The sequence below is a fragment of the Hymenobacter negativus genome, from assembly GCF_017571495.1.
In the GTDB taxonomy this organism is placed as follows: Bacteria; Bacteroidota; Bacteroidia; order Cytophagales; family Hymenobacteraceae; genus Hymenobacter; species Hymenobacter negativus.
Window position 1 is genome coordinate 288,261 of the sequence record NZ_JAGETZ010000004.1, and the last position, 11,675, is coordinate 299,935.

At 57.1% G+C, this 11,675-nt stretch carries 13 protein-coding genes; 2 read left to right on the plus strand and 11 right to left on the minus strand.

The features are described from left to right. Positions 1-65 precede the first annotated feature (65 nt). From J4E00_RS10975 to allB, 7 genes are all read right to left on the minus strand, one after another. Positions 66-1,505: a DUF6986 family protein gene (locus tag J4E00_RS10975; RefSeq protein WP_208175197.1), complete on the minus strand. Its 1,440-nt coding sequence runs from the start codon at positions 1,503-1,505 to the stop codon at positions 66-68. A 74-nt stretch (positions 1,506-1,579) separates the two neighbouring features. Then, positions 1,580-1,918, minus strand: coding sequence for a hydroxyisourate hydrolase (gene uraH / locus J4E00_RS10980; protein ID WP_208175198.1), 339 nt, complete (start codon positions 1,916-1,918; stop codon positions 1,580-1,582). Next, on the minus strand, positions 1,915-2,424 hold the full coding sequence (uraD, locus tag J4E00_RS10985) for a 2-oxo-4-hydroxy-4-carboxy-5-ureidoimidazoline decarboxylase (protein ID WP_208175199.1): 510 nt from the start codon (positions 2,422-2,424) through the stop codon (positions 1,915-1,917). The genes uraH and uraD overlap by 4 nt, the downstream gene beginning before the upstream one ends. Beyond that, a complete protein-coding gene (locus J4E00_RS10990) occupies positions 2,411-2,686 on the minus strand; it encodes a hypothetical protein (RefSeq protein ID WP_208175200.1) in 276 nt (91 codons plus the stop codon). The genes uraD and J4E00_RS10990 overlap by 14 nt, the downstream gene beginning before the upstream one ends. Positions 2,687-2,780: 94 nt before the next feature. Beyond that, a complete protein-coding gene (gene allE / locus J4E00_RS10995) occupies positions 2,781-3,527 on the minus strand; it encodes a (S)-ureidoglycine aminohydrolase (protein WP_208175201.1) in 747 nt (248 codons plus the stop codon). Position 3,528: 1 nt separating this feature from the next. Then, positions 3,529-4,782 (minus strand): M20 family metallo-hydrolase, encoded by a 1,254-nt coding sequence (locus J4E00_RS11000; protein WP_208175202.1) that lies wholly within the window; start codon positions 4,780-4,782, stop codon positions 3,529-3,531. A gap of 4 nt (positions 4,783-4,786) precedes the next feature. Continuing rightward, on the minus strand, positions 4,787-6,124 hold the full coding sequence (gene allB / locus J4E00_RS11005; protein WP_208175203.1) for an allantoinase AllB: 1,338 nt from the start codon (positions 6,122-6,124) through the stop codon (positions 4,787-4,789). 228 nt (positions 6,125-6,352) lie between these two features. Between allB and J4E00_RS11010 the strand changes: the two genes are divergently transcribed. Both J4E00_RS11010 and J4E00_RS11015 read left to right on the plus strand, forming a co-directional pair. Next, entirely contained in the window at positions 6,353-7,774 is a 1,422-nt protein-coding gene (locus J4E00_RS11010) for a urate hydroxylase PuuD (RefSeq protein WP_208175204.1), read from the plus strand. Positions 7,775-7,800: 26 nt separating this feature from the next. Then, on the plus strand, positions 7,801-8,802 hold the full coding sequence (locus J4E00_RS11015; protein ID WP_208175205.1) for an XdhC family protein: 1,002 nt from the start codon (positions 7,801-7,803) through the stop codon (positions 8,800-8,802). 170 nt (positions 8,803-8,972) lie between these two features. Here the strand turns inward: J4E00_RS11015 and J4E00_RS11020 are convergent, their stop codons facing one another. From J4E00_RS11020 to J4E00_RS11035, 4 genes are all read right to left on the minus strand, one after another. Then, complete coding sequence (locus J4E00_RS11020; RefSeq protein WP_208175206.1) at positions 8,973-9,587, minus strand: DUF4136 domain-containing protein; 615 nt, start codon at positions 9,585-9,587, stop codon at positions 8,973-8,975. 503 nt (positions 9,588-10,090) lie between these two features. Next, positions 10,091-10,435, minus strand: coding sequence for a hypothetical protein (locus J4E00_RS11025; RefSeq protein ID WP_208175207.1), 345 nt, complete (start codon positions 10,433-10,435; stop codon positions 10,091-10,093). Positions 10,436-10,482: 47 nt separating this feature from the next. Then, positions 10,483-10,929: an NAD(+)--rifampin ADP-ribosyltransferase gene (gene arr / locus J4E00_RS11030; RefSeq protein ID WP_208175208.1), complete on the minus strand. Its 447-nt coding sequence runs from the start codon at positions 10,927-10,929 to the stop codon at positions 10,483-10,485. Positions 10,930-10,956: 27 nt separating this feature from the next. Next, positions 10,957-11,613: a hypothetical protein gene (locus tag J4E00_RS11035; RefSeq protein ID WP_208175209.1), complete on the minus strand. Its 657-nt coding sequence runs from the start codon at positions 11,611-11,613 to the stop codon at positions 10,957-10,959. Positions 11,614-11,675 lie beyond the last annotated feature (62 nt).

The window sequence follows — 11,675 nt, forward strand, 5'->3', positions numbered from 1 at the left end:
TGCAGGTTGCAACGGGCCTTTTCCTTAAACAACAGTCAGGCTCCCCTCTTTGAGGTTCTGGAAGGCTATTTTGCCGCTTTCGCGCGCCGCCCTTCCAAAATGCGATAGAACGAGCGGGTCTGCACCTCTTCCAGCGTGAGGCCGGTGGCGAGGATTTCCTCTTCCGAAATCGCGCCGCAGTTCAGGGCTTTGAGGAAGAAGTTGAGCAGGCCCTGGCCAGTGGCCGCATCGTCAAAAATGTCGCCGGTGAGGGTGGATATAGCAGCGCGCTCCACGAAGGTCTTCAGGCGAAAAACCGCGTCATCGTAGCTGCTGAGGAAGAAATTGTAGGTGGCAGCGTAGCGCATCGGCAGCTGTGCGGGGTTCAAATCCCACCCTTGGTAGAAGCCGTTGATGAGCGAGTGCGTGCTGTGGTGGTAGGCCTGGCGCCAGGCGTTGTGCACCGACTCGCGGTTTTCGCGCAGCTGGGCAAACGTGAGGTTGTCGCCGCGGTGCGGGCCAATGGGCATCACGTTGGTGGCCCCATCCGAGAGGAAGATGCCGGTGCCGCCGAGCGCCACTTTGGTCATGTGGTGGGCGAAGTCGTTCACGGGGTGGCCCATGGTCTGATACTTGGCCGTGATGCCGCAGCTGGCCGTGTAGTCGTAGGTACCGAAGTGGGCCGCGATGCAGCGCCCCTCGCTGGCCCGAATGATGCGCATGAGCGGGTTGCGCCCCTCCTCGTCCATGATGATTTGCGTGGCTTCCACCATCGTCTCCATTTTGAGGGTGCCGGGAGCCAAGTCATTGGCCTTTTCCAGCAGCTCAAACAGGCGCACCATCGTCGTCATCTGCTCCGGGATGGTCACCTTGGGCAACATCACCACGAAGTTATCGGGCAGCTTGCCGCCGGTTTCGGCCAGCAGCGCAGTCAGGAAAATATCGAGCGTGCGCACGCCGCGCTGCTTGAGGTCTTCGGTGAAGGGCTTGATGCGGATGCCGATAAACGGCGAGACTGTGCCTTGCTGCATGCCCTTAGCCACTTCCTTAGCGGCGCGCACGGCGGTTTCGTCCTCCTCCGCATCGGGCCGGTTGCCGAAGCCGTCTTCAAAATCGACGCGGAAGTCTTCCACGGCTTCGCGCTTCAACTTCGCCACAATCTTGTTGTACACCGAATAAGCCAGCCAGGCGGGCTCCTGCTTGCGGTCCTCCGGGCTCATGGCGTCCAGCTTGGCGATGAGGGCAGCCACGTCGGCTTCGAGGTGCGGCAGGTGCTCGTGGTTTTTGAACTGCAGCGCGCGGGCCAGCTCCACGAAGTTGGGTGCATAGGTGAGCAGGTTATTCAGGGCGATTTCGCCCATTTTCACGCAGGTATCGGCCTTGAAGAGGTTGGCCCCACCGTACACGGTGTGCACAGGCTGGCGGTCGGGCCGGTCACCGGGGTAGGTGTGCTGGAACTTGATATTGGCTACGCCGAGCTCGTCGAGCAGGGCGGTTTTGTCAGAATCCTGTAAGCTGAGTTTCATGGTGGGAATTAGGTTGTCAGTTATTGGTTGTCAGGGTTGCCCCTCATGCCGAGCGCAGCCGAGGCATGACGTAATCATGACCCGCGGTAGGTGGAATAGCCGAACGGATTCAGCAGCAACGGCACGTGGTAATGCGCGTTTTCGGCCACGTTAAAAACGATTTCTACGAAGGGATAAAAATTCGCCGTATTGTCCTGCGCGAAATATTCCTGGGTGTAAAATTTCATTTTATACACACCTAATTCCAGCTGCTTTTCCTTCGGCAATAAATCAGCAATTCGGCCGTCGGAATTTGTTGCGCCGCGGGCTATTTCCTGCCAGTTATCACCAGCCTGTTGCAGCAGTGCAATGGCAACTCCAGCAGCAGGCTTGCCCTTCGTGGTGTCGAGAATATGAGTGGTAATCTGGCTCATGCGGCGAGTAGTTTTTCGAGGCGTAAACGGGTGATTTTGTTCTGCTCGCCGGCAGCAATTACTATTTCATCGGTGGTGCCATTGCTCAGGCGTGCTTGCAATAGGGCCAGCATTTCTTCGGCTGTTTTGCCGGTGGCGCACACAATGAAGATGTAGCCAAACTTACGCTCGTAATCCTCATTACCCGCCGCCAGAGCCTCTAAAGTGGCTTGCGAGGCTTGCTTCACGGAGGCTTGTTCGCCCTCGGCCCAAGCGCTGGTGCTGGCGAATTTTTGGCGCAACGCTTCCACATCGCCGCCGATTTTGGGGTGGTGCGTGAAGGCTTCGCGCCAGTCGGCTTCAGTTAATTTATTCCACGCAGTGTCAGCTTCATCCATCAGCGTTGCAGCATCGGATACGGGGAAGGCGGCAAGCATATTTTTAACCCACGCCGTGGAACCGCAGCACTTTTGCAGCGCTTCGGTAAGAGCGGATTTGGGGAGGTTATTTAATTCAGCGAGGGTCATTGATTATTCCTTTTTCACGCAATTCCGGGTGAGCGATGGTGCGCGACATAAATTCGATAGTGCCTTTGCTGCGACGCGCTTTTTCGGCAAAGACAATTCCATTAATGCAGCCGAATAATACTACTGTAGAAGCAAGAGCGACACCACATAAGTCTCGCCATATTAGCCAGACAATTCCGCCTCCAATTATTCCGATGATGAATGGAGAAATAAAAATTTGCAGCCATGCCAGCGCTGATAGCAACCATTCAATAAATTTCATTGGATTAGAAATTACTTGTGCAGAAAGCTGCTTCGGCTGCGCGGACGCCAGATGAGCACGACATTCTATTACGCGCGGACTCGCAGAGTCCACGCTACTTTACCGTCGGAAACCGGTTCACGTTCTTGTAGTAGATGTACACCGACGGCTCCTGGCCCATCGCCGTGGCCCACTGCTGACAATACGGGGCCATCCAGATAGAATCGCCTTTTTTCACCGGGTACCAGCACTGGTCGAGCATGTAGATGGCCTGGCCTTCGAGGTACATCAGGCCGTGTTCCATAATGTGGGTTTCCACCATTGGCAGGTTGCCGCCCAGGCCGTAGGTGAAGATGTTGATGGCCATGTCGAAGCCCGGCTCGTTCGGCAACAATTCCTGGATACGCAGGGCTTCGTCGTTCATGTAAACCGGCGCTTTGCTGTAGTCGCGCTTGCCCCAGAAAATACCCGGCGTGGCGTGGCCCGCCAACGGCTCGTATATTTTATGAAAGGTCAGCAGCTGTGTGCCGGCTTCGGGCTGGCTGAATTCGTAGCGCTGGCCCACGGGCACATACACATATTCACCCGCTTTCAACGGGCGGGGTTCGCTGCCTACAGTGGCCATGCAGCTGCCCTGCACCACGTAGAAGAAAATCTGTGAAGCCTCCGTTTCGCCCTGCACTTGGCCGGCCGCAGTGAGGGTGATGAGCGTTTGGCAGAGGCGGGCGCCCATCTGCTCGTTGATGATGACGTTGGTGGTGCAGCCGGTCCAGCCGGGCACGTTGCTATTGATGTAGCCGTCGGGGGCGATAATGGCGTGGTTGCGCTTCACGACCGAGCGGGTCAGGGCAGACATTTCCATGTTAGCGAGTGGGAATTTGTAAGCGGATGAGGTGTAAAAACCGGTCGGCTACTTCGAGTGCGGCGGCCATGTCGGCCAGTTCAACATTTTCTAAGGGATTATGGCTGATGCCTTTGTAGCAGCGGATGAACATCATCGTGGCGGGCGCCACGGCCGAGATGGGCACGGCGTCGTGGCCGGCACCGCTCACCAGGGCCACCACTTCATGGCCGGCATCGGCAATGGCTTCGGCCAACAGGTCATTCAGGCTCGCGGCGCAATCAACGGGCGCAGTTTGCTGAATCAGGGTCCAATCCAGGGCCACATTGCGCTGGCCGGCAATTGCTTCGGTGTAAGTTTGCAGGGCATCGTAGGCGGCTGCGAGTTGGGCCGCATCGGGGCTGCGCAGGTCGAGGCTGCACGTTACCTCACCGGGAATGACGTTGCTGGCGGCGTGGCTCAGGCTGAGCTTGCCCACAGTGGCCACCAGGCCTTGGCCGTGCGTGAGGGCAAATTGCTCAGCGATGAGCACGAACTCCGCAGCGGCGCAGAGGGCATCCTGGCGCATGGCCATGGGCACAGTCCCGGCGTGGCCGGCCATGCCCCGAAACGTCAATTCCACCCGCATCTGGCCGGCAATGGCCGTGACCAGCGCCACCGGAATTTCCCGTTCCCAGAGCACCGGGCCCTGCTCAATGTGCATCTCAAAATACCCCAGCCAGTCATCGGCCGGAATGGCGTCGGCGGCAATCTGGGCGGCGTCAGCTTCCATGATTTCCAGGGCGTGGGCCAGCGTAACGCCGCCGGCGTCGGGCCGCGTCAGCCAAGCGTGGTCGAAGGAGCCGGCCACTACTTTGCTGCCCAGATACGTGGTATGGAAGCGCACGCCTTCCTCGTCGCTGAAAGCAATCAGCTCGATGTGAAAGGGCAGCACAACCTGCTTGGCAATGAGCTGCTCCAGCAAATCGAGCGCCATGAGCACGCCCAGCGGCCCGTCGAATTTGCCGGCATTCACCACCGTATCGATGTGCGAGGCCAGCACGAATGTTTTGGCGGCGGGATTGGCGCTCAGCAGGCGGGCGCGCAAGTTGCCGATGCCGTCGACCCGCGTGGCCAGCCCGGCCGCTTCGAGCCAGCTGCGCACCAGGGCCCGACCACTCAGGAAAGCCGGCGTACCGAAGGTGCGCGTCACGCCCTCCACATCTTCGCTGATAGCGGCTAACTGCTGGATGCGCTGCATTATTCGCTCCGCGCGGGTGGTGTAGTGTTGTTGCATGCAGCTACCGGGTTAGTAGTTCACCGTGATTCAATTGGGTGAAATTCGGGCGCTGAAAAACTTCCTCGCCTTTGAGAAAAGTTAATTCAATTACTCCCGCCAATTCCTGGTAAAGGTAAGGGGATACTTTGTGTTTGTGCTGAATCATTTCTTCACGCACCACGAAGGTTTTTTCGGGGTCGAAGACAATTAAATCCGCATCAAAGCCGGGCGCGATTTTGCCTTTTTTCGAGCTTTGGCCGGCCAGTTTCGCGGGGTTTTCGCTGAGCCATCTGGCCATATCGGGCAGGCTGGCACCGCGCCGGCGGGCAGCCGTCCAGAGCACCGGCAGGGCAAATTGCAGCGAGGCAATGCCGCCCCAAGCCGTGGTAAAATCGCCACTATCCAGCTGCTTTAAATCGGGCGGTGCCGGCGAGTGGTCGGTGGCCACGAAGTCGATGATGCCAGCCTGCAACGCGGCCCAGAGCTGGTCGTTGTTGGCCCGCTCGCGGATGGGCGGCGCACACTTGAACTGCGTCTGGCCATCGGCAATATCCTCGGCATTGAAATAGAGGTAATGCTGGCCAGTTTCTACAGTCAACGGCAGCCCTTTCGCCTTAGCGGCGGCGATGGGTACAATGGAATTAGCCGACGACAAATGCACGATGTGGACCGGGCAGTTGAACTCCTCGCACAAGCGAATCATCAGCGCCACGGCGTCATCTTCCCGCTTTTTAGGCCGCGAGGCCAGGTAATTCGGGTACGAGCGGTGGTCGTTCTGCTTCCACGCATCATCGTCTTCCGACAGCTCACAATGCACCAGCAACGGCAACCGGTGCCGCGCCAGGATGGGCATTACCTGCCGCAAATCAGCCTCCGTCGCATTGGGAAAGTCATCAATCCCGGAGTGTGTCAGGAAGGCTTTAAAGCCCAGCACGCCGGCCGCAATCAACGGCTCAATCTCGGCCGCATTGCCGGGCACCACGCCGCCCCAGAATCCCACGTTGGTGTGCAGCTGGCCCGTGGTGGCGGCGCGTTTCAACTCCAGATTTGCCACCGACGTGGTGACCGGAGCCGAATTTAGCGGCATGTCGACCAGGCTTGTGAGGCCACCGGCCAGCGCGGCCCGAGTGGCCGTATTGAAGCCCTCCCAGTCGGTGCGGCCTGGCTCGTTGATGTGGACGTGCGGGTCGATGACGCCGGGCAGGATGGCGCGGGTGCCCACGTCGAGCAACGTCGCGCCGGCCACGTCGGCATCATAAGCCAGCACGGCGCTGATGTAGCCGTTTTCGATGAGGATGGTGGCGGGGCGCTCACCTTCGGGCGTGACAACGCGCTGGCTGCGCAGGGCTAGGTTTGGCATGGATGCAAAGTTTCGCGCTAAATTGGGGACTTTTTCCTGGCCCAATTAAATTGGCAGGGAGGGAATTGGCTAAGTGAAGAACGTCATGTAACCCGGCCTGATATCGGAACCTCACCCCCGGCCCCTCTCCCCAGGAGAAGGGAGCCGGACGGAGCGAGCGTGGTGGTCTTCTACGCTCGGCATGAAGCTCAATTCTCTTTTCAATTCCCCTGCCCTATCAGCTTCTATATGTTGCAATACGTTACCCTGCTTTCGCTGATACTTGCATTTCTGCTGCTGCTGAGCGTCATCTTCGTTCTTCAGCGCGTGGCCAAAACCCGGCCCGATGGTGGTCCGGTGGGTAGCGGCGGCTCCACGTTGCAAGGCTATTCCTACGCGCTGATTTTGCTGGCTGTCATCGCGGGCGTGGGCATTGCCTACGTGCTGGCGCGGGACTCGCCGTGGTCGGGGCACATCATGGAGTGGCTCAACATTGTGGTGCGCCTCATGCACATCACCTTCGGCATCGCCTGGATTGGTGCCTCGTTCTATTTCGTATTCCTCGAAAACGCCCTCAACCGCACCGACAATGTGCGCGAGGAACTGGCCGGCAACCTCTGGGCCGTGCACGGTGGTGGGTTTTACTACCTGGAGAAATATAAATCGGCTCCGCCGGTCATTCCCAAAAGCCTGCACTGGTTTAAGTACGAGGCCTATTTTACCTGGCTTTCGGGGTTCAGCCTGCTGTTTGTGGTGTATTATTTCAACGCCAGCTCCATGCTGATTGACCCACGCGTGCTGGATATTTCGCCGCTGGCGGGCGTGGGAATCGGGGTGGGCTCGTTTGTGGCCGCCTGGCTGATTTACGACGGGCTGTGCCGCACCGAATTCGTACGCAGCTCCTGGTTCAAAGTCGTGGGCTTTATCATTGCCACGGGGTTTGCTTTTTTCTACGCGGAGGTATTCAGTGCCCGGGCGGCCTACATCCACTTCGGGGCCATGCTGGGCACGCTGATGGTGGGCAACGTCTTCTTCACCATCATTCCGGCTCAAAAAGCCATGGTGAAGGCCGCCACCGAAGGCACGCCGCTCGACCCGCAGCTGGGCAAAAACGCCCTGGCCCGCTCGCTGCACAACAACTACTTCACGCTACCTGTGCTGTTTGTGATGGTCAGCAACCACTTTCCCAGCACGTTTGGGCACGCTTATCCGTGGGCCATTCTGGCGGCCATTACGCTGGGTACGGCCGGCGTGAAGCACTGGCTGAACCTGCGCGAGAAGCACCAGACCGACACGGCCATATGGGTACTGCCTGCCGCAGTAGCTCTGCTACTGGGCGTGGTCTTTGTAACCGCTCCCCCTGCCCAATCGGGCGGCACGGCGGGCGGTGCATCGGCCTGCAGCCAGCAGGTGAGCATGAGCCAGGTGAACATGATTGTGCAGAAACGCTGCATCCAGTGCCACTCGGCGCACCCTACGGACGACGTTTTCAAGTCACCACCCAACGGTGTAGTGTACGACTCGCCCGAGGACATTATCCGCTTGAAGGATAAAATCATGCAGCGCGTCGTCGTCACCAAAACAATGCCTCAGAACAATAAAACCCAGATTACGCAGGAGGAGCGGGACCTCATCGGCTGTTGGATTGAGCAGGGCGCGAAGAATCAATAAGGAATCAGAAATTAAGCGCAGCGTAAATGCCCTCCGCCCCTCGCGACTTACCCGTTTGGACCCTCGCGGCGGCCAGCTTGCGAGCCGGCACCCCCGTGGCGCTGCTGTGCGTGCTGCGGAGCGAAGGCAGCAGTCCCGGCCGCCAAGGCTTCAAGATGGCCGTGACAGAGGCGATGGCAGCCGGTTCCATTGGCGGCGGTATTATGGAACACAAGTGGGTAGAACTGGCCCGGCAACGCTTGGGCGCAAGGGAGGCGTCTCCCCTGCTACGCCCCCAGATTCATCGGCGGGAGGCACCAACGGACCGCTCCGGCATGATGTGCTCAGGAGAGCAGGAAGTGCTGCTCTGGCCGCTTATGGACGCAGATTTGCTGACAGTAGCGGCAATTGAAGACGCCCTACAAACAGGTTCTGGCGGGTACCTGGAACTGAGTGCGGCGAATGGCCTTCGACTTACCACGCTAGAAACCGGAGCTACAGCAAATCCGGAAACCGCGTTTTATGCTTATCAGCCTGGTCCCGAATGGCGCTACCGCGAGCAGCTGGGCTTTCGAGACCGGCTAACCATCGTGGGCGGTGGGCACGTCAGCCTGGCCTTATCCAGAGTGGCGGCGGCGCTGGATTTTGAATTGACGGTGCTCGACGACCGAACCGACTTGCCTACGCTGGACGCCAATGACGCGGCCCACCACCGGCGCGTTATCGACTACGAAAATGTGGCGGCCGAAATTTCCAGCGACGAGCAGCAGTACGTGGTAGTGATGACCGTGGGCTACCGCACCGATGCCGTGGTGCTGCGCCACTTGCTAGGCCGTGCCCGGCATGGCTACCGCTACCTCGGCGTGATGGGCAGCGTAGCGAAAGTGGCTGAGCTACGCCGAGGCTTGGCCGAAGCGGGGTTTTCAGAAAGGGAAATAAACCAGCTGCGCGGGCCCATTGGCCTCCCTATCAATAGCCAGACGCCGGAGGAAATTGCCATCAGCATTGCAGCTGAGCTGATTCAGGTGCGACGGGAAGCTGGGGCTTAATGAGGAACTAGGACGTTATCTATTACCTCATCTTACGCCCGCACAGCAAAAGACCCTATCACGACTGTGCCGGCTGGAATACTGCCAACCGTTCACTGGTGATAAGGTCTTTTGCTGTGCGGGCGCTAGCTCAGGCTGACAGACGATGCCCACATTAAGCCGAAAGCGGCCTAGCGCTCGGAATCGGCGGGGTTACTTTGGGGGAGGGTACCGTTGGCAAATTCCTCGGTGAAGATGCGGTAGCGGTCCAGAATGGAGCGCACCGAGCGCTTGAGGACGATTTCGCCCATGGGTCCTTCGGGCACGGTCACCCCCGAGGCGTAGCCGTTCCACACGGCCCGGTTCGATTTCACGTCGATGAGCGTGACCAGCAGCGTGCCTTCAGCCAGCAGCAGGCGCACCGGCTCGTATCCCTGGCGCTCCTCTTTGGGCGTCTCGTCATTTTCTTCGATGTTGCGCTTAATCCACTGGCTGAGGTCTTCCTGCTGGAAGCCGTGGAAGTTCATATCGCCCTGATACACGCGGAAGTTTACCAGCATATCGGGACGCTTCTTAGCCAGGCGGTAGCCCTGGGCCATGAAACGCTGCTGAATGGCCTCGCGCACCGACTGGCCCAGACGGCTGCTGTCGGAAGTCAGCCCAGTACCGGTCACGAAGTCGTAGGTCCGATAGTGGCGAAAATTGCCACGGTAGCTGTAATCGGAATCTACACGGGCCTCGCGGGTGGTCATGCAAGCGGTCAGGGACAGCAGGGTGAGCAACAGTAGCGTAATCGTAGGTTTCATATGTATGGTGGAAGTTGAATCGAGTTTGGGCACTACCAATGTACGAAACCTAAGGCACTTAGCGTTTGACCGGGCGTTAATAAAATTGTGATTTTTTCAACGATTTACTCAAAACTCAGCCCTAGCATCGGCTAGCGGCCTGCCCTGCGAACAATTCGGCATCTTTACTATTCTCGTCCAACTATGCGCTGCGCTCACCGCAGAAGTCTGTAGCCCGCATTGGAATCATTAAGGAGGCCGAGCGGGGCAGCGCGCAGACAGGCTTGACCGAGGGCAATTTGCCGCCTCCCTTGCTATGCTTGGCATAGCCGGAACTGCCCGAAATACAGCCGCAGAATATTTTGCTCTGGTGGGCCCACACGACCCTGAAGCGGGAGATGCCGTCGTTATTCCAGCCTCGAACCTGACGATGACCTTGGTACAGATTTATGAGGAAGCGGGCGTGGTGCCAATGACGGGGGTTTTGCGGCGGATAATTAGCAAAATTATTCGGCAATTCTGCGCTAGTGAAACTTTTCTAAGGTAATAATTGGCGCTTCACCTTGCGTTGCCCACTGGCTGGCTACGTAAGCATAGTTATCGACATAGGTTGCAAGGTCAATTTTGGCAACATCATCGGCAATGTGGGGTTTGGCTTCCTGCTTCCAAAAGTTAAAACACTGACTTTTATCAATCCACTGTAGCTTGTGCCCTACATCAGCAACGATAAAGTGCACGATTGATTTTTTAAGTAGTTGCACAATGTCTTCACTTGTCAAATAAGCTATTCGCTTTGCTGGTAGTTCGCTTTCGTCTGTCCAGATATTTTCTAGCGGAATTGATGCAACTATTTTATTAGCAGTATTCATTAATTGGCAAACTTTAATTATTGCTCATTTAGCAACGCACTGCATATTTAATCCTCAATTGCCTCGATACCCAGCTGCTTCAGTCGCTCCAGATGCTCCTTCATGGCGCGGAGCTGCTCGGGGGAATGCCCCTGCCAGTCCGTAACCTCCCCCGCAACCCGAAGCGGGTGCTGCGTGCGATAGGACTTCGTGGGATTGCCGGGAAACTTCTTATCCGTCAAATTAGGGTCGTCTTCCATTGGGCCGGTTGGCTCTACCAGGTAGATTCGGCCGGGGCCCTCACCGAGGGCCAGCTCGGCGCCCCAGGTAGCGGCATCCAGGGTAGCGGTCAGGTAGACGTAGGAGGCCTGTTTCTGCTGGCCGTAGTTTGAGTTGAAGCCGGGTTGGATGAAGTCATCGGGCTTCAGGTTAGCCTTGGTACCATGATAGAATTGCGGTGAATTCGATGCGCTGGTGGGCTGTGTTGGCTTGTCCTCGCGGCTGGTTGTTTTCATGGCAAGTACCCTTTCGGAGTCATTCAATTACGGATATTCAAAGCCGAATTCAAACTTTCCAAGTTTGTCATTCCATAGCTTATACGAAGCGTAATAGATTGGCATGCTGTTCCTGCCAAGCAATTTCGTTCTACTATCCTTAGGCGATTCTATTCTGTAGTAGAGCTCAATGTAGCCTTTCGTGCTGTCAAGGCCTGCATAGCAGTTTCCGAGTCGCTGGATGAGTTGTTGCTTGGTCATTCCCAGCCTGATTCCCTTTTCAGATTTAAATGTATCAATGGGCAGCTGGTGGTAATTGTAGCTGGCTTTGTCAGAATATTCAACACTGAAAAGCGAAATCTGATTAGCACCATCGCCCGGGTGCTGGGTCAGGGTCAGCGTTTCTCTTTCATGCGTTGAGTAGAAACGGTACTGACCAAGGCTATCCGGTTTATTCTTATTCCCTATCATTTTCGCTGCACTTGCTGCATCCCTGATTTTTATATCGCAGATAGAAGTATCGGGGTTTGTCAAAACGCAGCCTGATTTTCTCAGTGCTTGGATGGCTTCATACTTAAGCCTTTCTGCTCTATCCGGTTCAGGAATCAATTCCAGTCTGCTGTTTTTTTCAACTGGCTGATTGGTTGACTGATTGCAACCGGTCAGTAACAAACCAATTGCAATGATTAAAGCACTTTTTGCCACGATTGCTGCCTAAAAGATTAATTGTAACGGGTCGCTACCATTTGCATTGCCGAACCCGGCTT